Source organism: Pandoraea commovens (assembly GCF_902459615.1).
In the GTDB taxonomy this organism is placed as follows: domain Bacteria; phylum Pseudomonadota; class Gammaproteobacteria; order Burkholderiales; family Burkholderiaceae; genus Pandoraea; species Pandoraea commovens.
This window is the reverse complement of record NZ_CABPSA010000001.1, coordinates 682,090-703,151: the sequence shown is the minus strand read 5'-3', so window position 1 is coordinate 703,151 and position 21,062 is coordinate 682,090. Positions and strand designations below refer to the sequence as shown.

Annotated in this window: 20 protein-coding genes; 11 read left to right on the top strand and 9 right to left on the bottom strand. The window is 64.1% G+C overall.

Features of this window, described 5'->3' with window-relative positions:
- Positions 1-15 precede the first annotated feature (15 nt).
- The 3 genes from pncA (at position 16) to PCO31010_RS03070 (ending at position 2,290) form a co-directional block, all read left to right on the top strand.
- The gene (pncA, locus tag PCO31010_RS03080) at positions 16-621 is read left to right on the top strand and encodes a bifunctional nicotinamidase/pyrazinamidase (protein WP_150662931.1); all 606 of its coding nucleotides are present in this window, start codon (positions 16-18) and stop codon (positions 619-621) included.
- Between the two features lie 138 nt (positions 622-759).
- Positions 760-1,200, top strand: a complete 441-nt coding sequence (locus PCO31010_RS03075) for a PaaI family thioesterase (RefSeq protein ID WP_039398004.1) — start codon at positions 760-762, stop codon at positions 1,198-1,200.
- A gap of 94 nt (positions 1,201-1,294) precedes the next feature.
- Positions 1,295-2,290, top strand: a complete 996-nt coding sequence (locus PCO31010_RS03070; RefSeq protein ID WP_150662930.1) for an NADP-dependent oxidoreductase — start codon at positions 1,295-1,297, stop codon at positions 2,288-2,290.
- Between the two features lie 65 nt (positions 2,291-2,355).
- Here PCO31010_RS03070 and PCO31010_RS03065 read toward each other — a convergent pair whose 3' ends face one another.
- Genes PCO31010_RS03065 through ygfZ form a run of 3 tightly spaced genes read right to left on the bottom strand, consistent with a single transcriptional unit; the run spans position 2,356 to position 4,641 of the window.
- On the bottom strand, positions 2,356-3,195 hold the full coding sequence (locus PCO31010_RS03065; RefSeq protein ID WP_150662929.1) for an NRDE family protein: 840 nt from the start codon (positions 3,193-3,195) through the stop codon (positions 2,356-2,358).
- Complete coding sequence (locus tag PCO31010_RS03060) at positions 3,186-3,500, bottom strand: DUF4936 family protein (RefSeq protein ID WP_174984265.1); 315 nt, start codon at positions 3,498-3,500, stop codon at positions 3,186-3,188. Before PCO31010_RS03060 ends, PCO31010_RS03065 begins: the two co-directional genes overlap by 10 nt.
- Before the next feature lie 22 nt (positions 3,501-3,522).
- A complete protein-coding gene (gene ygfZ / locus PCO31010_RS03055; protein WP_150662927.1) occupies positions 3,523-4,641 on the bottom strand; it encodes a CAF17-like 4Fe-4S cluster assembly/insertion protein YgfZ in 1,119 nt (372 codons plus the stop codon).
- 185 nt (positions 4,642-4,826) lie between these two features.
- Here ygfZ and mltG point away from each other — a divergent pair, with 185 nt between their 5' ends.
- From mltG to PCO31010_RS03030, 5 genes are all read left to right on the top strand, one after another.
- The gene (gene mltG, locus PCO31010_RS03050; protein ID WP_150574370.1) at positions 4,827-5,822 is read left to right on the top strand and encodes an endolytic transglycosylase MltG; all 996 of its coding nucleotides are present in this window, start codon (positions 4,827-4,829) and stop codon (positions 5,820-5,822) included.
- 23 nt (positions 5,823-5,845) lie between these two features.
- The gene (tmk, locus tag PCO31010_RS03045; RefSeq protein WP_150663482.1) at positions 5,846-6,481 is read left to right on the top strand and encodes a dTMP kinase; all 636 of its coding nucleotides are present in this window, start codon (positions 5,846-5,848) and stop codon (positions 6,479-6,481) included.
- Between the two features lie 233 nt (positions 6,482-6,714).
- Positions 6,715-7,755, top strand: coding sequence for a DNA polymerase III subunit delta' (holB, locus tag PCO31010_RS03040; RefSeq protein ID WP_150662926.1), 1,041 nt, complete (start codon positions 6,715-6,717; stop codon positions 7,753-7,755).
- 29 nt (positions 7,756-7,784) lie between these two features.
- Positions 7,785-8,567: a TatD family hydrolase gene (locus tag PCO31010_RS03035; protein WP_150662925.1), complete on the top strand. Its 783-nt coding sequence runs from the start codon at positions 7,785-7,787 to the stop codon at positions 8,565-8,567.
- An 83-nt stretch (positions 8,568-8,650) separates the two neighbouring features.
- Positions 8,651-9,325 (top strand): ankyrin repeat domain-containing protein, encoded by a 675-nt coding sequence (locus tag PCO31010_RS03030; protein ID WP_150662924.1) that lies wholly within the window; start codon positions 8,651-8,653, stop codon positions 9,323-9,325.
- 89 nt (positions 9,326-9,414) lie between these two features.
- Here the strand turns inward: PCO31010_RS03030 and PCO31010_RS03025 are convergent, their stop codons facing one another.
- The 3 genes from PCO31010_RS03025 to otsB form a co-directional block, all read right to left on the bottom strand.
- A complete protein-coding gene (locus PCO31010_RS03025) occupies positions 9,415-10,233 on the bottom strand; it encodes a crotonase/enoyl-CoA hydratase family protein (RefSeq protein ID WP_150662923.1) in 819 nt (272 codons plus the stop codon).
- Positions 10,234-10,323: 90 nt separating this feature from the next.
- Positions 10,324-11,742 carry an alpha,alpha-trehalose-phosphate synthase (UDP-forming) gene (gene otsA, locus PCO31010_RS03020; RefSeq protein ID WP_150662922.1) on the bottom strand — a complete coding sequence of 473 codons (1,419 nt, stop codon included), beginning with the start codon at positions 11,740-11,742 and terminating at the stop codon, positions 10,324-10,326.
- Positions 11,739-12,614, bottom strand: a complete 876-nt coding sequence (otsB, locus tag PCO31010_RS03015; protein ID WP_150662921.1) for a trehalose-phosphatase — start codon at positions 12,612-12,614, stop codon at positions 11,739-11,741. The genes otsA and otsB overlap by 4 nt, the downstream gene beginning before the upstream one ends.
- A gap of 388 nt (positions 12,615-13,002) precedes the next feature.
- On the opposite strand from otsB, the gene PCO31010_RS03010 reads away from it, so the two are divergent.
- Both PCO31010_RS03010 and PCO31010_RS03005 read left to right on the top strand, forming a co-directional pair.
- The gene (locus tag PCO31010_RS03010) at positions 13,003-15,636 is read left to right on the top strand and encodes a PepSY domain-containing protein (RefSeq protein ID WP_150662920.1); all 2,634 of its coding nucleotides are present in this window, start codon (positions 13,003-13,005) and stop codon (positions 15,634-15,636) included.
- A gap of 92 nt (positions 15,637-15,728) precedes the next feature.
- A complete protein-coding gene (locus tag PCO31010_RS03005) occupies positions 15,729-16,013 on the top strand; it encodes an acylphosphatase (RefSeq protein ID WP_150574361.1) in 285 nt (94 codons plus the stop codon).
- 87 nt (positions 16,014-16,100) lie between these two features.
- Here PCO31010_RS03005 and PCO31010_RS27060 read toward each other — a convergent pair whose 3' ends face one another.
- Positions 16,101-17,744, bottom strand: a complete 1,644-nt coding sequence (locus PCO31010_RS27060) for a methyl-accepting chemotaxis protein (RefSeq protein WP_150662919.1) — start codon at positions 17,742-17,744, stop codon at positions 16,101-16,103.
- Between the two features lie 272 nt (positions 17,745-18,016).
- On the opposite strand from PCO31010_RS27060, the gene PCO31010_RS02995 reads away from it, so the two are divergent.
- Positions 18,017-19,756, top strand: a complete 1,740-nt coding sequence (locus PCO31010_RS02995; RefSeq protein ID WP_150662918.1) for an ATP-binding response regulator — start codon at positions 18,017-18,019, stop codon at positions 19,754-19,756.
- A 20-nt stretch (positions 19,757-19,776) separates the two neighbouring features.
- On the opposite strand, the gene trhA is transcribed toward PCO31010_RS02995, so the two are convergent.
- On the bottom strand, positions 19,777-20,448 hold the full coding sequence (gene trhA, locus PCO31010_RS02990) for a PAQR family membrane homeostasis protein TrhA (protein ID WP_150662917.1): 672 nt from the start codon (positions 20,446-20,448) through the stop codon (positions 19,777-19,779).
- Positions 20,449-20,492: 44 nt separating this feature from the next.
- Complete coding sequence (locus tag PCO31010_RS02985) at positions 20,493-21,047, bottom strand: peroxiredoxin (RefSeq protein ID WP_150662916.1); 555 nt, start codon at positions 21,045-21,047, stop codon at positions 20,493-20,495.
- Positions 21,048-21,062: the final 15 nt, after the last annotated feature.

The window sequence follows — 21,062 nt, the reverse complement described above, 5'->3', positions numbered from 1 at the left end:
GGGGAGGGGCGGGACATGAAGCCAATGGACGAAGTGCTGCTCGTGATCGACGTGCAGAACGATTTCATGCCGGGCGGCGCGCTGGCAGTTCCTCAGGGGGACGAAGTGGTCCCGGCGATCAACGCGTTGGCGAGTCAGTTCGCTCATGTGGTGATCACGCAGGACTGGCATCCGGCGGCGCACGTGTCGTTTGCCGACAATCATCCCGGACGTCAACCGTTCGAGACGATCACGTTGCCGTATGGAGAGCAGGTGTTGTGGCCGACGCATTGTGTGCAGAACACGCAGGGCGCGGCGTTACATGCAGATTTGCATCTTCCGCATGCGCAGGCGGTGGTGCGCAAGGGCTATCAGACGAGCGTCGACAGCTACTCGGCGTTTCTGGAGGCCGACCGCAAGACACCGACGGGCCTCGCGGGCTATATGCGCGAGAAGGGCGTGAGGCGCGTGCATTGCGTGGGACTCGCGACGGACTTCTGCGTCGCGTGGAGTGCGCTCGACGCCAAAGCCGCAGGCTTCGATGCGTGTGTGATCGAACACGCGTGCCGCGCCATCGACCTGAACGGTTCGTTGGCCACGGCATGGGCGGCATTGGCCGCTGCGGGCGTATCACGCGAGTAGATGAGGGTGGGCGCGCCTCGACGCGATCGTAGGGTTACCGATGAAAATCAGATGTCGCGCCGCATGGGCGACGTCGTAAGTTGAAGACAAGGCGATGGACAAGTTTTACCGTGAAGGCCAATGCGGCCGGAGTTCCCAATGAGTGCGCTGACGATTCGTTCGGGATTTATCGATCATCTGGGCATCGAGTTGTTGCGCGCGGAGAACGGCGAGTCGGAGTTGCGTCTGGACTTGTCGGCCAAGCATCTCAATAGCTGGGAGGTGATGCACGGCGGCGTCACGATGGCGCTGCTCGATGTTGCGCTGAGTACCGCGAGCCGTAGCGTCGCCCCGGAGGGCACCGGTGTCGTGACCATCGAAATGAAGACGAGCTTCATGCAGCCCGGTTCGGGTGAAATGCGCGCGTTCGGCCGCTTGCTGCATCGCTCGACGACGATGGCGTATTGCGAAGGTGAGGTGCGAGATGCCAACGGCAAGCTCGTCGCCAAGGCGATGGGCACGTTCAAGTATCTGCGGCGTCTGGCGGTTGGACGCGAAGTGCACGAGCAACGTCGGCCGGGCGAGCCCAGCGGCGACTGAGGTTCCGCGACGCAACCCAATCGCGCGGTCAGGTCACTCGTTCACGTAATGCAATCACGTAATTCATGCATGTCACTCATGCGGAGGAAGTCTCATGACGATCAATCGCCAGATTTTGCTGGTCTCCCGCCCGACGGGGGAAGCCACGCTCGACAACTTCCACCTGGCTGCTCCTGAGCTGCCGGAGCTGGGCGACGGACAGGTGCTGGTGCGCAATTTCTACCTTTCCCTCGATCCGTATATGCGGGGCCGGATGAGCGACGCCAAGTCGTACGCACCGCCGCAGCCGCTCGATACGGTGATGATCGGTGCGACCGTGGGCGAGGTGATCGAGTCGCGAAATCCGGACTGGCAACCGGGGGATGCCGTGACGGCCATGTTCGGCTGGCAGGAGTATGGTATTTCGGACGGCAGCAATCTGCGTCGTCTTCACGATGCAAGCGTGCCGATGAGCGCTTATCTGGGTGCCGCGGGCATGCCGGGGGTGACGGCCTGGTACGGTCTGAACCGGATCATTGCACCGAAAGCGGGCGAGACGGTTGTGGTGAGCGCGGCGTCCGGCGCGGTGGGTAGCGTTGTAGGGCAGTTGGCGAAGCGGGCAGGATGCCGTGTGATCGGCATCGCCGGTGGCGAACAGAAGTGTGCGTACGTCGTGGACACGCTCGGCTTCGACGCATGTGTCGATTACAAGGCGGGCAACGTCTACGAAGCATTGCGTAACGCTGCGCCTGAAGGCATCGATGGATACTTCGAGAACGTGGGGGGCGAGGTGTTCGACGCCGTGATGCGCAACCTCAACGCGCATTCGCGCATCGCACTGTGCGGCATGATCGCGGGGTACAACGGCGAGCCGATTCCGATGAAGTACCCGTCGCTGTTGCTCACGCAACGTGTGAAGCTTGAAGGCTTCATCATCATGGAACACCTGGACATCTGGCCGCAGGCGCTCAAGGAACTGACCGAAGCGATCTCTGCCGGTGAGCTACGTTACCGCGAGTCGATGACGCAGGGCATTGAGAGCGCACCCGCCGCATTCCTCGGATTACTCAAGGGCGAGAACTTTGGCAAGCAGATCGTGCGGTTGGTGTAAGTCTCCGGCCGAATTGCCAGATGCCTAATGCTGGTCGGCCGGTGTTTTCGTCGACTTACCGACGATCAGACGCTGTTGACGTCGAACCGGTAATGTCGCAGATTGCGCAATTCGCTCGCAGGTTGCGACGGCGAGACGGTCGACTCGGTCACTTCGATGACACCGTCGCGGTGATAACGCAGCAATGTCGTGCAGCGCGTTCCGTAGGCGGGCGATGCGATGAATGCCGCCGAGAGCTTTTTTTCCCAATCATGCGTCACGCCCGTTTCAGGCAGTGATTCATCGGCGGCTTCGACGGCGTCGCGCATGACTTCCATGAGAGCGATGTCGTCGGCACCGTTCTCCAGCGCGTCGCGCAGCGCATTGCGTCGACTCACTAGCTTGGGCCACGGCGTGTCCAGAAGCGCGTTCGATAGTCCGTGAAAGCCCGGCGCGATCGCGTGGGCCACAGGAAGAGACGTTCGGCCTCCTGTTTGTTCCGCTGTCCGCCCATCTCCCGCGTGCGTCACCCGATTCCCCAACCAATACAACTTACGCGCAGGCAAATCGCCAGCAAGCAGGTTGAAGCCTGCGTATTCGTGGGCGTGCTTCTCGACACGCGCCAGATCGTCGTCGAATGAGGTCGCGTCGAGCATGGCGGACACGAGCAGGCCGCGCGACGGCGAGTCCTTCGGTGCCATCGGTGCCCGGCCATCGCGGAAGTTGGTCAGGGCAGCGAAGCGTCCCACACGATTGACCCCCATCCACGTGCCGCCGCCGCGCAGATCGCGCCCGGCAAGGATATCGGGATGATCCAACCACCAATGCAGAGGCTCTGCAGGGCGCTCGAAGAATTCGTCGCGATTGGCGAGTACGACCAGCGGCGTGGCGGCATCGGGCTGCCAGGAGAAGACGATCAGGCACATGGGGAGGCGGGCGTCGGGATATCGACGAAGCATTCGATGTGGCGTTCGCTTTCGAGCAACGACGCCAGACCAGATTCGACGGCCAATTGCGGTAGCGCCTCGACGAAGGCGGCATCGACGTCGTCGTACCGCTCCATCCAGGTCGTGCCGCCTTTGGCGACGTCGTTGACTGAGACGTCGGCCCGCCATTGGATGCGGCCGGAAACGCCGAAGCGTCCGGCCGTCAATGCAAAGAGACGGGCGACAGCGTCACGGGCGGCGTCGGTCTGCGTGGTCGGGACACGGTAGTAGACGTAACAGTCCATTAGCGCTGGCCGTAGGGCCGACTTAGGATGCTGCGGCCGACGATGCTGGCACTTCCGTCGGATCGATGATCTCGTAAGGCAGCTCACCGAACGCCAGCGCTGCACCGTCGACCGTGCCAAGGCGGACATCGTCGGCTTCGCGTGCGGAGAGTTTCAGCTCGACGAGGACGTCATAACCGCCATTCGGTGCCGGTGCAGCCAGCACCACCATGCCGCAGGGCTGGTCGGGATCGCTCGTTTCGACCAGCTCCTGTCCCGGCTCCGGCTGCACGCCGTCAACATGGGCCAGATGGAGCCGACGCTTGATCGTGCCGCGATACTGGCTGCGCGCGACGACTTCCTGCCCCGGGTAGCACCCCTTGCGGAAGTTCACGCCACCCACGACTTCCCAGTTGATCATCTGCGGCACGAACTGCTCTTGCGTTGCCGTAGTGACACGGGCCACACCGCTTTGCACGTCGAGCCAGGTCGCGAGCGTCGGGTCGACGGCGACGACGCCGTCCGTGCCGACCAGCGAGTTCCAGACTGCGGCGGCTTGCGCGACCGGCACGCTCCAAAGGAAGCGCGAAAGTGAGCGGGCCATACCGGCATCGGGCAGACGAATCAGGCTGGTGCCGTTGCCGGGAGCGTCGCCCATGGTGGCATGCGCGGCTGCCAGCGCGGCGGCGGGCAGCGACGCGAACGTCCGCGACAGCAAGGCCTCAACGGCCGGGCCACCGACTTGCAGCAGGACATGCGTGGCGGTGCCGTCCGTCAGTTTCGCCTTCGCGCGCAGCACGAACATCGACAGACGTTTCTGGACGGCGGCCTGCACGGTGGCGTCGCTGGCGAGATAGATCGTCGCGTCGGGCGACGTGTCGCGCCACATCAGGAAGGTCGCGAGCAGGCGTCCCTTGGCCGAGCAATAGCCCGCCAGACGGGCCTGCACGGGCGACAGACGTTCGACGTCGCTGGTCAACTGACCGTGCAGGAACGCCGCCGCGTCGGCGCCGTTTACGGCGATGAGGCCGGTGTCGCTCGCCAGCGCGACGAAGCTGCCCGTGCGCAACGCATCGAACTGTGCGGCACGTGCATCGGACGAAATATCGGAAAGAGAAGCGGCTGCCGCTTGCGGCAGAAGATCACGCCATGTGGAGGTCATAAACGAAAGTGCCTGTCAATCTGTGAGGGTTCGGCAAGTCAAAGTATTATATTGGGTCTTCCGCTAGGACGTGCGAGCCCGGTTCGACGCGCAAAATGCGCCCCCGACACCGTTGCCGCCACGCGCGCCCGGCAGACGAGTCCCCCGAACCCGCTGTCGTCATCGCGCGACTTATCCTGCAATTCATGTACTTCATCAAACGTCTGTTTGTCCTGTTGATCGTCGCGGCACTGGCGGCCGGCGGCGCTTTCTATTATTGGGCACAAGCGCCGCTGCAATTGGGCAAGCCGACGCTGGACGTCACGATCAAGCCTTATAGCTCGGTGCGCAGCGTCGCCACGCAGTTGCGCACGGGCGGCGTCCCGGTGCATCCGCTGCTGTTCAATCTGCTCGCCCGCGTGATGGACGTGGGCACCAAGCTCAAGTCGGGCAACTACGAGTTCGCGACCGGCATTACGCCCATGGAAGTCATGGACAAGCTTGCACGCGGCGACGTCAACCAATACGTGGTGACGATCATCGAGGGCTGGACCTTCAAGAAGATGCGCTCCGAGATCGATGCCAACCCGGCGTTGCGTCACGACACGGCCGGGCTGCCCGACGCCGACCTGATGCAACTCGTGGGCGCGGATCGCGCGGAAGCCGAGGGCATGTTCTTCCCCGACACGTACCTTTTTCCGAAAGGCACCAGCGATGTCGATATTTACAAGCGCGCTTATCGCCTGATGCAGAAGCGTCTGGACGAAGCCTGGGCGTCGCGCGCGCCGGGCTTGCCGTACGCCACGCCGTACGAAGCACTTATCATGGCCTCTCTCGTCGAGAAGGAGACAGGGCAGGCCGTGGAGCGCGGGCAAGTGGCGGCGGTATTCGTCAACCGGCTGCGCAAGCGCATGCTGCTGCAGACCGACCCGACGGTGATCTACGGCATGGGCGATCTGTACACGGGACGTCTGCGCAAACGCGACCTGCAAACGGATACGCCGTACAACACTTACACGCGCGCCGGCCTGCCGCCGACGCCGATTGCGCTGCCTGGCGTGGCGTCGCTGGCTGCGTCGCTCAACCCTGCGCCGACCGACGCCCTGTATTTCGTGGCCCGCGGCGACGGTACGAGCCACTTCTCGACCAACCTTCAGGAGCACAATCGCGCCGTGGACAAATATCAGCGAGGTGAGCAATGACGCAATCCCCGGACGCACCGGCCGTGGTGCCGGGCAAGTTCGTGACTTTCGAGGGCATCGACGGCGCGGGCAAGAGTACGCACGTGAACGCCTTTGTCGACGCACTGCGTCAGGGCCTCGCCGCCGTTGGCCGTGACGTGGTGGCGACGCGCGAGCCGGGGGGGACGCCGCTGGGCGAAGCGCTGCGCAAGCTCGTGCTCGACGAGCCGATGGATATCGAAACCGAGGCGCTCCTCATGTTTGCGGGTCGCCGCGAACATCTGGTGAAGGTGATCGAGCCCGCGCTGGCACGCGGTGACTGGGTCGTCTCCGATCGTTTTACCGACGCGACGTTTGCGTATCAGGGCGGCGGGCGTGGCCTGTCGCGCGACAAGCTGTCGATTCTCGAGCGCTGGGTGCAGGGCTCGCGCCAGCCCGATCTGACGATTCTGTTCGATCTCGATCCGGCAATTGCCGCCGCACGACTGGCCGGTGCCCGTGCGCCTGACAAGTTCGAACGGGAGTCGGCCGCGTTTTTCACTCGGGTGCGCGAGGAGTATCTGCGTCGTGCCGAGGAATCGGGCGGGCGCATCGTGCTGATCGACGCAGCGCAGAGCATCGACGCCATTGCCGAGCAACTCGCCGACGTATTCGCGCGGCTGGGATTGCCGGGGCACTGAGCGACACTAAGCAACATTAGGCAACATTGGGCAACACCAGGCGCGCTTGCGGGAAGGGACGGACTTCATCCGGTTTTCCCCGACGCGCGCATAATTCGGATATCCACGTCGATGGCTGACGTTGGGCACGAACGATCTCGAGCGATCTGCCGCGATCTCCCGCAGACGCAAGCGTCGGTCGACGCGCCCACGTAGTATCCGAAACATCTGCAACATCCGGCCAAGGAGCCCACATGCTGTATCCGTGGCAGTCAGAGGACTGGACACGCCTTAACGACCTGCGCACCCAGATGCCGCACGCCCTGCTGTTGCAGGCGGTGCCGGGCATTGGCGAAGTGGCGCTTGCGCGAACGTTTGCGCAGGGCTTGCTGTGCGAATCGCCACGTGCCGATCATCTTCCGTGCGGGACTTGCGGCGCATGCCAGTGGTTCGCGAGCGGCAATCACCCGGACTTCCGCGTGATTTGCCCCGAAGCGCTGGCAGAGACGCTCCCCGGCGCAGACGCGCGGGCGGAGGCCGATGGCGACAAAAAGACGAAAACGCCGAGTAAGGAAATCAAGATCGAGCAGGTGCGCGAGGTCATCGACTTTGCGAGCCTTGGTTCGCATCGTCAGGGGCGTCGTGTCGTGTTGCTGTATCCGGCCGAGTCGCTCAACGTGCATGCTGCGAACGCCTTGCTCAAGACGCTGGAAGAGCCGCCCGAAGGCGTCGTGTTTCTGCTGGTGACGACGCAACCCGACCGCCTGCTGCCGACGATTCTGTCGCGCTGCCGTCGACTGGTGCTCACGCGTCCTGACGACGCGCAGGCCACGCAATGGCTCATGGGCGAAGCTGGCCTCAATGCAACCACGGCCGCTGCCGTGCTCGCGGAAGCAGGCGGTGCCCCGCTGGCCGCACGCGCGCTGGCCGAGCCCGACGAGCGTGGCTGGCGCGACTGGTTGCTGGGACAGCTCGCACAAGGCGGCGCGATCGACGCTTTCGCCTGCGCCGAGCAACTGCACAAGGGCAGCTTGCCGGGCATTCTCGAGACGTTACAACGCTGGTGTTTCGACGTACTCGCCGAGCGCATGGCCGGTGCCGTCCGTTTCTTCCCGGCGCAGGCACAGGCGTTGCGCCGCTGCGGCGATGCGACCGACGACGTCCGTCTGCTCGGCTTCCTGCGCGAACTGGCGCAACAGCGTCAGGTGCAGAATCACCCGCTCAATACGCGCGTGCTGCTCGAAGCGCTTTTCCTGCAATACAAACAGTTGTTCGGTGGCCCGGCATCGCTTTGATGCAAGGGACCGGCAACCGATCGCACATCATGTTCATCGATTCGCACTGTCATATCAATTTCCCGGAGCTGGCCGAGCAGATGCCGGACTTGCTCGCCCGTATGCGCGAGAACAAGGTCAGCCATGCGCTGTGTGTCTCCGTCGATCTGCCGACGTTGCCGCAGGTGCTGGAGATCGCGGCGCAGCACGATAATGTCTACGCCTCCGTAGGCGTGCATCCCGACTATGAGGACACCCCCGAGCCGAGCGTCGACGATCTCGTGCGTCTGGCTGCCACGCCGAAGGTCGTCGCCATCGGGGAAACCGGCCTCGACTACTACCGCCTCGAAGGCCGCAGTATCGAAGACATGGAATGGCAGCGCGAGCGATTTCGCACGCACATCCGTGCTGCACGCGTGACCGGCAAGCCGCTGATCATTCACACCCGCTCGGCCGCAGACGACACGCTGCGTCTCATGCGGGAAGAGGAGGCCGGCGAGCCAGCAGGCGTGATGCATTGCTTCACCGAAAGCTGGGATGTCGCAAAGGGCGCGCTCGATCAGAACTTCTACATCTCGTTCTCGGGCATCGTCACGTTCAAGAGCGCGCGCGATTTGCAGGACGTTGCGCGTCGCGTGCCGCTCGATCGCATGCTGATCGAAACGGATTCGCCCTATCTCGCGCCGGTGCCGTATCGCGGCAAGCTCAATCAGCCGGGCTATGTGCGCCATGTGGCGGAATTCATCGCGGATTTGCGCGGTGAGCCTTTGCAGAAGATTGCCGAGGCGACAAGCGAGAACTTCTTCCGCCTCTTTGCCACGGCGAAGCATTGAACTCGCATCGCGCATAGCTTTCGAACCGACGTTTTTGCCGACGCTTTTAACCGAACTTCCCGGACGACCGACAGGAGCCCCCGATGCGTAAATTTTCAGTGATCCACGTCTTCACGCTGCTGAGCGTGTTGTGGCTGACGGCGTGTGCCACGGCCGCGACCTCCAATACGTCATTGGTCAAAGCGGTGGTGTTTGACGACACCAAGGCCGTGCAACAGGCGCTCAAGGCGGGTGTCGATCCGAATACGCGCGACGAGAAGGGCGATCCGCTGCTGGTGATTGCGATGCGCGAGAAGTCCGTTGGCGTCGCCAAGTTGCTCATCGAAGACAAGCGTACCGATCTGGATGCCACGAATCGCGCGGGCGAGAACGCCATGATGATTGCGTCGCTGCAAGGCCTCACGCCGATGGTGAAGCTCCTGATCGACAAGGACGCCGAAGTCAACAAGAAGGGCTGGGCACCGCTGCACTACGCGGCGACGAACGGTCATGACGACATCGTGCAAATGCTGCTCGATGCGTCGGCGTACGTCGATGCGGAATCGCCGAACGGCACGACGCCGCTCATGATGGCAGCGCGCGGCGGCCATATCAGCACGTGCAAAGTGTTGCTCGACGGTGGGGCAGACGTTCGTCTCGCGAACCAGTTGAAGATGACGGCCGTCGACTTTGCGAAGCAGGCCAATCAGAAGGAAATTGCAGACGGCCTGAGCAAGCGTCTGGCGCAACTGCCGCCGCTGCCTGCACCGGCCCGATAAGGCCTGATATGGCCCTAAGCGTCGGTTGCTTCACCTTCTGACGCTGGGGTTACCGGTGGCACAGGGGCGGGCAATAAGGCATTAAGGCATTAAGGCGTCTCACGCGGCGCACCATGCCTGCCTGCCCCGGCCAGAAACGCACGGGCCCCGGCGACGCCTTCCGAGAAGACGACCTCGTGTCCGGCGGCCCCCTCCTGACGCAGCGCTGTGTCTAGCGGCAGATCCCACTGCGCGTAGGCCGCCCGGCGGTCGGCGCGCAGCGCGCCTTGCGGTAATTCGGCGAGCTGATGCGCCAATGCGAGCGCACCCTGACACGCCATGCCTTCCGGCACCAGCCGGTTCACCAGCCCGATCTCGAATGCCTCCTGCGCGCCCACCGCGCGGCCGGTCAGGATCATGTCGAGTGCCCGGCTCATGCCGATCAGGCGCGGCAGGCGGACCGTTCCCCCATCGATCAGCGGCACCCCGAAGCGTCGGCAGAAGACGCCGAACGTAGCGGAGTCGTCCGCGACGCGCAGGTCGCACCACAACGCCAGCTCCAATCCACCTGCCACCGCATGACCGGTGACGGCCGCAATGACGGGCTTGTCCAGATGACGTCGCGTAAGGCCCATCGGGCCGTCGCCACTGCCGTCGGGCGTGACGTCGTTGCGGCGCTCAGGATCGTCGAAGGCGGAGAGATCCGCTCCGGCGCAGAACGACGCGCCCTTGCCGCAAAGCACCGCGACGCTCGCGTTCTCGTCCTGTTCGAAGGCGAGCAGCGCGTCGCGCAACGCCGTCGCCATGTGGCGGTCGACGGCGTTGCGACGGGTTGGACGCGCAAGCGTGATGAGCGTTACCGGCCCGTCGGTTTCGACTTCGACGCACGAGGTGTCGGCAGGGTCAGAGGTGTGGCTCCGTTGGCGCATGGCATGCCTCCTGAGGGCGTCGTCCACGGCCGTCCTGCGTAGTCATTGGACCGCCGGACCGACGGTGTCGGACCGGCGCAGGACCGGCAGTCAGGCCGCGGCGGGTTGGGCGCAGCGCAACAAGGCAGGTGTTGCGGTCGTCGGCGCGCGCAGATCGCTGATGAAACGGTCGCGCCACGTCGACAGGTTGTGCTCGCGCAAGGTACTCATCATGCTCTCGTGACGCGACTGGCGCTCCGACAACGACATGTTCAGCGCCGAGCGCAGGGCTTCGGCCATGCCGTCGATGTCATAGGGATTCACGATCAGCGCACCGTCGAGCTCCTGCGCCGCCCCTGCAAAACACGACAGCACCAGTACGCCGGGGTCGGCCGGATCCTGCGAGGCGACGTATTCCTTGGCGACGAGGTTCATGCCGTCGCGCAACGGTGTGACGTAGCCCACCTGGGACGCGCGGAAGAACGACATCAGCACTTCGTGATCGTAGCGCTTGTTGATGTAGCGCAGCGGTGCCCACGCCAGGTCCGAGAATCGTCCGTTGATATGACCGGCCAGCGTTTCCAGCTGACGCCTGATTTCGCCATAGCCCGCCACGTCGGAGCGGCTTGGCGGCGCTACCTGAACGAAGCTTACCGTCCCTTGCTGGTTCGGCCACAGCTCCAGCAGTCGTTCGAAAGCGCGAAAGCGTTCCAGCATCCCCTTCGAATAATCCAGGCGGTCCACGCTCATGATGAGCTTGCGTTCTTGCAACCCTTGCTTCAGATCGAGGATGTGCTTGACGGTCGCGCGCGCGGTCGCCTGCTTCTGAATTTCGTCCGGATACACGCCGATCGGATAGACGCCCGTGCGCAAGGTTCGGCCGTAAGCGGTGATCGTGCCGTCGCAGCCCAGCGTGGCCCCGGCGTGCCGGACAAGATAGTCGGTGAATGCGGTGCGGTCCGTCTCGGTCTGGAAGCCGACCAGATCGTATTCGCACATGGCGCGCACGAGCGCTTCGTGCGGTGGCACCGTCATCAGGACTTGCGGCGACGGGAACGGAATGTGGAGAAAGAAGCCCAGCCGCTGGCGCAGCCCGATCTGTCGGCACGCCTGCGCGAACGGCAGCAGGTGATAGTCGTGCACCCAGATGAGATCGTCGTCTTTGAGCAGCGGGGCGAGTAGCGCGGCGAAGCGTGCGTTGACGTGGCGATAGCCGTTGTAATCGTCGCGTTGATAGCGCGTGAGGTCGTCGCGGTAGTGAAACGTCGGCCACAGGGTCGCATTGGAGAAGCCGCGGTAGTACGTGTTGTAGTCGCGGCGGGTGAGCGGGACAGTGGCGAAGGTGACGTTGTTGCGATGCGCGATCTCGGGGGCGGTGGCGGGCTCCGCATCGATCTCGCCATTCCAGCCGAACCACATGCCTCCGGTGTCCTTGAGCGCATCGAACACGCCGATGGCCAGGCCGCCGGCAGTGGGCTTGCCCTCGGTCATGGGCGCGACCCTGTTCGATACGATGACTAAGCGACTCATACGTCTGTCTCCTGTGAGGGTTGAGGCGGGGCGGGGGAGGTGTCGCCGTGCAGCGTGAGCAGCCAGGCGGTGAGCGCGTCCGGCGAAGGCAGCCGGTGGTGCGCGCAGGTCTCTCCGTCCCCGATCTTGATCGTGATGCCACCCAGCGCATTCACGTCGGCAAAACCGGCCTCGTCGGTGAGGTCGTCACCGGCAAAGAGCGGCGTTCGACCCGCAAACGGGGCCTCGTTCAGAAGTGTCGAAATGGCGCGGCCCTTGCTGACATTGCGCGGGCGCAGTTCGAATACCAGCTTGCCCGGCTGTAGCGAGAACCGGTCGGCGTGCAGATCGGCCAGCGCGCGCATCGTGTCGCGTGCGACACCTGCCAGTTCGGGCGCGCCGCGATAGTGCAGCGCCAGCGCACAGCCTTTGTTCTCGAGCAGCAGCCCCGGATGCTGTGCGACCAGCGCATGCAGCGGCGCGGCCATGGCGGCGATGCGTTCGGTGTCGGCGGTGTGGCCTTCGGCGCGCGCGAGCCTGCCGTCTGCATGACGAATCTCGGCACCATGCAGGCCGGCGGCCGGTACGTGTAGTGGGGCGAGCAGACCGTCGATGTCGTCGATAGCGCGACCCGACACGACGGCGATCGCGCCATTCGCGCGCTCAAACAGGCGGGCGAGCACACGGGCCGTGTCGCGGGGCAGTTTGACCGCGTCCGGGCGCGCCGCCAGCGGTGCCAGCGTGCCATCCAGATCGAAAAAGAATGCCACCGTGGCAATGTTGACGGCGTGCTGCTCAGGCGGATGGGCGGCGAACGCAGTCGCAGACGTCGCCGACGACGGGGCCGTTGGCGTCACGCTGGTGACGGGCGGGGAAGACGTTGTGGGTTGCATGGCTCTCCGTCGCTGTCGTGCCGCGGGTCGACAGGTCGTTCCAGGGCCAGCAGGAGGGCTAGGGATTGGGCAGACGAGGCGTGACGCGCGGCGGTATTGAAGGGCGGGAGCGCGGATATCCGCGCGGGATGTATTCATCCTAACCGCTCAAAAAGCGACAAGACGTCGTCCGATGTATGAAATTCCTGTCAGATGACGCCTACAAGAAGTGGGCGAGTCGCTTGGCGACATCCTCAAGACGAAGAAAGGTAAGTAGGTATTGAATATGAGAATCGTTTGCAATAACATTCGTTAATTGCCGCATAGTGCCCCATCCGGGGATTGCGGCACGGCACACCTGCCACGCACGCGCCACCACCGGCGCACGGACGTGCGTCGGACGACAACAATGATGAAAAGACTGTGGTTTCAACTGCACTGGTTCTTCGGCATTACGGCCGGTCTGGTGCTGGCGGTGGTTGGCCTGACCGGCGCACTGCTTTCCTATTACGAAGAACTCACCCGCGCGTTCAGCCCGGGTGTCATGACCGTGGCTGTGCGCGACACGGCACCTTTGACAGTGCCCGACCTGGTCGCACGCGTGCATGAGGCCGTACCCGATCGCCGCATTTTGTTGATGACGGTCATGCGCAATCCCGAGGACGCCGTCGGTGTGCGGCTCTCTATCGGTGACGGCACGCGCGGTGAGACCTATTTCGTCGACCCGTACACCGGACAGATGCTCGGCCGCTCGCAGGCCGACGTCGTCTTCCGTTTCATCATGGACATCCACCGTTTCCTGACGGTGGATGGCATCGGCAAGCAGATCACGGGCGCGGCAACGCTGTTGCTGTTCCTGCTCGCGGCGAGCGGTTTGTATCTGCGCTGGCCGCGCCGGATCGGCAACTGGCGCGCCTGGTTTCACATCGACTTCAAGAAGCAGGGACGTCCGTTCCTGTGGAATCTTCACGCCGTGATCGGCACGGTGGTGCTGGTGCCGTATCTCTTGTCGGCGACGACGGGCTTGTATTGGTCGTACGACTGGTGGCGCGGCATGCTGTTCTCGATGGCCGGTGTCCAGCAGCCTGTGCGCAACAAGCAGCCCGAGAAGCCGAAGATGGCGAAGCAGGGCGACGCGAATGCCATGGGCGAGCGTAAGAAGGCGCTGCCCGATCTGGCGTCGACCTCCGCAGACGACATGAGCACCGTGTGGGACAGCTTCGTCGCGCGCGTGCCCGATTACACGAAGGTCTATCTGCGCCCGTCGCAGAAGGCGGGCGGTCCGCTGCAAATGACGTGGCTCGACAAGTCCGTGCCGCATGAGCGTGCGTTCAGTCGCATGGACATCGAACCGGCGTCCGGCACGATTCGCAACGAGGAGCGTTACGCGCAGAAGACGACTGGCGGCCAGTTGATGACGAGCATCTACGCGCTGCACCGTGGCAGTTTCTTCGGGCCGGTGGGCATCATCGTGATGATGCTGTCGAGCCTGATGATGCCGGTGTTCTTCGTCACGGGCTGGATGCTCTATCTCGACCGGCGCAAGAAGAAGCGTGCATTGGCAGCGTCGCGCCCGGCGCAGGGTGCCGATGGCGCGAATGGCGTGAAGGGCGTGAATAACGTGATGGCACCGCCGAGCGGCGGTTCGTTCGCCGACGAAGGCGTGCTGATCGGATACGCCAGCCAGAGCGGTGTGGCCGAAGGTCTCGCCTGGCAGACGGCCGGTATGTTGCAGGGGGCGGGCGTGCCCGCACAGATTCAGCCGCTGGCGCGCATCGGACAGGCGCAGCTCGGCGCGGCCAAACGCGCATTGTTCATCGTCAGCACGTTCGGCGACGGCGAGCCGCCCGACAGCGCGCGTCGTTTCTCCCAGCAACTGATGAATCAGGCGATGGCGCTGCCCAAGCTGCGCTTTGCCATGCTCTCGCTGGGCGATAGTCATTACGACACCTTCTGCGGTTTCGGCCGCAAGCTCGACGGCTGGCTGCGGGCGCAGGGCGGTGTGGCGGCGTTCGAGCCGATTGAAGTCGACCGTGGCGATCCGGGCGCCTGGGCAAGCTGGCAGGAACGTCTGGGCGAATGGCTCGGCCGTCCGCTGGTCGCCACGAAGGCCGAAAACGGCCCGCGCTTCGCGTCCTGGACCCTTGCCGAGCGCGAAGTGCTCAATCCAGGCAGCACCGGTTTGCCTGCCTACCATCTCGCCTTCACGCCGCCGCAAGGCGTGCAGTGGGTCGCGGGCGATCTGGTCGAGGTGCTGCCGCGTCATACTGCCGCGCGTATCAATTTGTTCCTCGCGGGCAGCGTGTGGGCGCCGGATGTCCGCGTGAGCGTGGCCGGGCGCGAGGCGTTGCTGGGTGAGGCGTTGCGCGAGCGCGTACTGCCCGACGCCGCACCGCCGGCCGGCGTCGACTTGCAGGATTGGCTCGAACGTCTGGCACCGTTGCCTGAGCGTGAGTATTCGATTGCATCGACGCGGGACGAGGGCAAGCTGATGCTGCTCGTGCGCCAGACGCGCAATCCCGATGGCTCGCTGGGGCTGGGCTCGGGCTGGCTGACGGACGGCATGGCGCTGGGCGATAGCGTGACGATGCGCGTGCGTCCGAATCCGGGCTTCCACGGTCCGGCTGACGCACAGGGCATGATCTTGATTGGTAACGGCACCGGGCTGGCCGGGCTGCGCGCCCATCTCTCGGCGCGCATCGCGAAGGGACAGGTTCGCAACTGGCTGATCTTCGGCGAACGTCAGGCGAGTCACGATGCTTTCCACGACGCGACGTTGCGCGAGTGGCAGGCGCAAGGCGGAATCGCTCGTCTGGACCGCGTCTATTCGCGTGACCAGGCGGAGCGGATCTACGTGCAGGACCACGTCCGCCAGTCGGCGCGCGAGATCGCGAAATGGGTGGCCGATGGTGCGTCGATCTACGTCTGTGGCAGTCTCGCGGGCATGGCCCCTGCGGTCGATGCGGCACTGGCCGAGGCCATCGGCGCAGACGCTCTGCTGGACCTCTCGGCACAGGGACGCTATCGCCGCGACATCTATTAGACGTCTACCGATGGTGTGCTAACGTAGTGACAGGGCTCGATATTTATCGGGCCCTTTTTTCATCAAACGTATCGGCGACGGCAGGAGGCGCAATGACGACAACGTGGCAAATCGTGGTGCACGGGCTAGTGCAGGGCGTGGGATACCGCGCCGCGTGCGTGGTCGAAGCGCGCAGGCTCGGTCTGGCGGGATGGGTGCGAAATCGTCGCGACGGTACGGTGGAAGCCATCGCACAAGGTGAGGCTGCGCAGTTGCTGGCGCTGTGCGAGTGGATGCGTGAGGGGCCGCGAGGGGCGCAGGTGTCGTCGTGCGACGTCGACAAGGCGTGGGTGGCAGAATCGCCGCTCAAAGGTTTCGAGCAGCGCGCCAGCATCTGAAGTCCCAGCGCGCTTGTCGCATCTACATCCCACGCCGCAAGCCCGCCGAAGCGACGGCGGGCAGAGCGGGGTGGTCCAACAGGGCTATCAGGCGGCGAGTGCCAGCGCGCCCGGTGCGCCGACCGAAGCCGTGCCACCCGTGCCGTGCGTCTGCGCGTGGCTGGCTTCGTGCGACGACAGACGGAACAGCGCCACCGACTCGCGCAGGCGGGCGGCTTGCGTTTCGAGCGCGGCTGCGGCAGCCGAGGCTTCTTCGACGAGTGCCGCGTTCTGCTGCGTCATCTCGTCCATCTGCGTGACGGCCATATTGACCTGCTCGATGCCGCTCGACTGCTCCACGCTCGCGGCGGAGATCTCGCCCATGATGTCGGTCACACGTTTGACGGACTGCACGACCTCCGCCATGGTTGAACCGGCACGCTCGACCAGGCGCGTCCCGACCTCCACACGATTGCCCGACGCTTCGATCAATCCCTTGATCTCCTTGGCGGCCGACGCGCTGCGCTGCGCCAGCGTGCGAACTTCGCCTGCGACCACGGCGAAGCCGCGGCCCTGTTCGCCCGCACGTGCTGCTTCGACGGCCGCGTTCAGCGCCAGGATGTTCGTCTGGAAGGCGATGCCGTCGATGACCGTGAGGATGTCCGAGACCTTTTGCGACGCTTCGGCGATATCGCGCATCGTCGTCACGACTTCCTGAACGACGTCGCCACCGCGCGAAGCGGTTTCCGAGGCCGTCACGGCCAACTGGCTGGCGGCGCGAGCGTTCTCGGCGTTCTGCTTCACGACGGCGGTCAGTTCTTCCATGCTCGCGGCCGTTTGCTCCAGCGACGATGCCTGCGATTCCGTGCGACGCGACAGATCGGCATTGCCGTCGGCGATCTCACGGGCGCTGCCATGAATGGCTTCCGTGCTCTCGCGCACCGTGCCCACCGTGCTGGCCAACCCATCGCGCATGCGGCCGAGCGCGCCGAAAAGCTGGCCCATCTCGTTTCGCGTACGTTGCTCGATGCGCTGGCTCAGATCGCCGGCGGCCATCTGCTCGAAGTACGCAATGACCTCGCGAATCGGGCGCAGGACGGCGCGCGCCAGCATTGCGCGGCCCCAAAGGGCAAGCAACAGCGCGATGACGAGCGTCGCGCCCATGGCGATGCGCATGACGTTGTAGCGCTGCTGAGCGGCGTCGTAGCGCGCTTTCTGACGCTCAACCTGAATGTCCTGAAGCTCGCGCATGAGCGTATCGACACCGTTGTATGCGGCCGGGGCGACGCGTGCCTGAATCTGATGGAAGCCGGCGACGTCGCCTTGCTTGAGCGCGTTGAGCGCAGGCGTGATCACCTTATCGAAAAAGGCCTTGCGCTTTTCGTCGGCCGCCTTGGCCAACTCCGCTTCGTGCGCATCTTCTTTGGGACGTTTCAGATAATCGTTCCAGAGGGCGTCGGAAGTGGCGATGTACTGGGTGCCTCGTTTGAGGACTTTGTCCGATTCTTCGGGATTGGCCCCGAGGCTGACGTACGACGCATAGGTCGCCATCGACAGGCGGGTCCGGAGGATTTGCTCGCCGGTTCCCTTGAGTTCGGCCAGGGCGGGGGTATCTTCCGTGGCCATCTTGCTCAGGGAGTCGTTGCTGGAGCCGAGCGCCCAGAGGCCCAGCACGCTGGCGAGGACGAGAAGTGCACCAAGCAAACCTAGGACCAGTGTCAGGCTGGCCCGAATCGTAATGTTCTTATACATATTGATCGATGGATTGAATGCCCAGGCCGCGCCAGGAGATTGCGGGCCTCCCCGTCCATCGGTAAGTGCAAGACAGGGCATAGGGATTATCGGCATATGAGAAGCAGAACTTGAGCCATCTGGGCTCGGGGGATTCCGAAAGTGGGCCTCCACGGGAAAAAGTTCGGAATTTGCGCAGTCGCAAGCGTCACGCAAACGGCCAGACTTAAAGGCTGTTTCACTTTCTTCAGTATGCCGAAGCGCGTAAATCGTGATGAGGCGTCAACGACGCGATGAATCCCGACAAATTCAAGTTCCGAAACAGAAGTGATGGAAGTCCTGCCAACGCCGCGAGCCCCGATCCGGGGGCGTACGCATCGGCGGGCGACAGCCTGCCGGAAGGATTTGTAAGGAATGCTGCCGAACACGGCCCGGCAGACACCGGCACGTTTCGAATGGCGTTGGTGCACGAGTTGCGTGCACCGCTCCAGGTACTGCAGGGGCATCTCGATGCGCTGTGGGACGACGCCGGGGAGGTCGCCGGGGCGATAGGCGCATCCGCGCCGCGCGAGCGGCTGGGCAACATGCGAAGCATGCTCGATGTGCTCGCCGGGGCCGTAGACGATGTTCTGTACCTCGGGCAGGACGACATTGCGCAGTTGCCGCTGCGAGAGGCGGTGTTCGAGGTGCGTCAGAGCCTCGATGCCGAAGTCGATGCCTTTGCCGAGTTGGCACGTCGCAAAGGGCTCGATCTGACGTGTGAGATCGCGGATGCAGTGCCCGTCTTTTTGTGGGGCGACGGCGCACGTCTGCGGCAGATATTGCGCACGCTGATCGATAACGCGTTGAAGTACACGGTGTTCGGTGGCGTTGCCGTGCGGGTCTCGTGGGCGTGCGAGGCGACGGGTTTGGATGCAGCGGATGACGCCGATCTGCCGGATGGCGATGACACCGCTCGCGCGCCGCACCTGTCCATTCGCGTTACCGATACGGGGCCGGGCATTCCGGCTGGGATGGAAAACGCGGTGTTTGCTGCGTTCTCCCGCGCGCAAACGTCGGTGAAGGGCACAGGGCTTGGGCTTTGGGTCGCCCGACAGTGGACGTGGCGTCTGCGGGGCACGCTTTGTGCCGAACCGTGCGCGTCCGGTGCGCGATTCCGATTGTCGGTGCCATTCGCTTTGCCGGGAGGCGTTGCGACGGCGAAGGCCACGGATGACACGCCTGCCGAGGGGAGTGCAACGTTATCTGAGGCATCGGCGTGCTGGCCCGAACGAGATGTCGTCGAAGTGCCCGTGCGCCCCGGATTACAGGCACTTGTCGTGGACGACCATGTGATGAATCGCAGGATTCTGGCCGATCAGTTGGCGTCGCTCGGATGCCACGTCGCCAGTGCCGCGGACCTGACAGACGCGCTCGTGCAATGGATTGCGCTCGACGTCGATGTCGTGCTGACCGACGTGCACCTCGACGGCGTGAGCGGTCTGGCACTCGCAAAGACCCTGCATGCGCTCGCCCCGATGCTGGGCCGCCGGGAGCCGGTCGTGTATGCAGTGACAGGTTCGGTGGTGGAGGCTCGCGACGCCCGTGAGGCCGGGCTGGACGATGTGCTGACCAAGCCGGTTTCGCGTCAGCGGTTATCGCAAACGCTGGCGGTACGCTGGCCGGCGCTGGAGGAAGGCGATGACGACCTCGCGCCTGATGCGACCTCCAGTGTCGGCAGCGATGCAGCGTCGGAGGTGGCGCTATCGCTCAGCCACGAGAAAAGCTCGCCGAAATCGCGGTCGGCACTAAGGGATGACCCGTGCGCGCGACGCATGATGCGAGATGAAATGGCGAAGGATCTGGCGCGCTTTCGTCGTCTTTTGGCAAGACGCCGTCGCGAAGACCTTGAAGCCGCTCAGGGCCTCATTCATCGCATGCGAGGCGCGTGCCGCATGTTCGGCGATCCGGCATTGACCGAGCGGTGCGACCGGCTTGCCGAGAGGTTGGCGAACTGCCGGTGCACTGCGCAGGATTTAGGAGACGACGGATGATCGGAAGGAATTCGAAAGCGTCAGATGTAGCGCCAGACGGCGAGGTAATGACAGACGGTGCCGCCGATGGCGAAGAGGTGCCAGACGAGATGCCCGAACTTGATATGTCCGTCGAGCGAATAGAAGATTGCCCCGATGGTATAGGCGGCGCCACCCGCATACAGCCATCCTGCGCCGGGGCCGGGAATGGCGGCCAACACCGGCCCGGCGACCAGCACGGCCATCCAGCCTAGCCCGATGTAGAGCAACGTCGAGACAAGCGGACGGTCGAGCAATCCGAGCGACTTGGCGACGAGCCCCGCGATTGCCATCGCCCAGACGCCGGTAAGCAGGGGCCAGCCCCACGGATCGTGCAGGATCTTGACGGTGAAGGGCGTGTAAGTCCCGGCAATGAAGAGAAAGATGGCGCAGTGGTCGACGCGCATGAACACACGCTTCGCCCGGCCGTCCGGCAGCCCGTGGTACAGCGCGGACGCCAGATAGACCACGACCATCGTGACGGCGAACACGCCGATGCCGATCTGTTGCACGGTGCTCGGCAGCGGCGGGCGTACGGCGGTGAAGAGAAACGGGATCGCCGCGAGCGCGGCCAGACAGGCGAGGCCGTGGCTGAGGCTGTTGGCGAGTTCTTCGCTGCGGGTCTGCGCGCGGGCGATGGCCTTCGCCCTCGCCATGGGTGTAGCCGTGGTCATGCCGTCCTCATCGGGGAGTCGTCAGTGATGTCCGTGCGATGCCTTCAGTGATGCGTCTCATGCCACTTGCGAACGGCAGCCATCGTGTTCTGGACGTGCTTGTCCGGATCCATGCTGACGTAGCTGTAGATTACGCGGCCGTCAGGGGCGATGACGTAGGAGATGCGATTGGCGATATCAGGTTTGAGGGCGAGGACGGCGTCGTACGCCTTCATGATTTTCTGATCGGTGTCGGCTGCCACGGCAAACTTGCTGCGGCACTCGGACACGGAGAACTTGTTGAGCGTGTCGATGTTGTCGTGCGAAACGCCGATCACCGTCGCGCCCATCTCCTTGAACTTGTCGGTCGCTTCGGCGAAGTCATGCGCTTCGATCGTGCATCCGGTGGTGAATGCAGCGGGGTAGAAGTACAGCACGACGGGGCCCTGTTTGAGCGCGTTCGCGAGCGAGAACGTGAAGACTTTGCCGCCGAGCGAGGCTTGCGCCTTGAAGTCCGGCGCCGATGCACCGTTCTGCAATGCCGCATGGGCGGGGATCATGCACCAGGCCGTGACACCGACAATCGCGGCAGCGGCGGTCATTCCTAACCAACGTTTCATGCAAGGCTCCCGAAG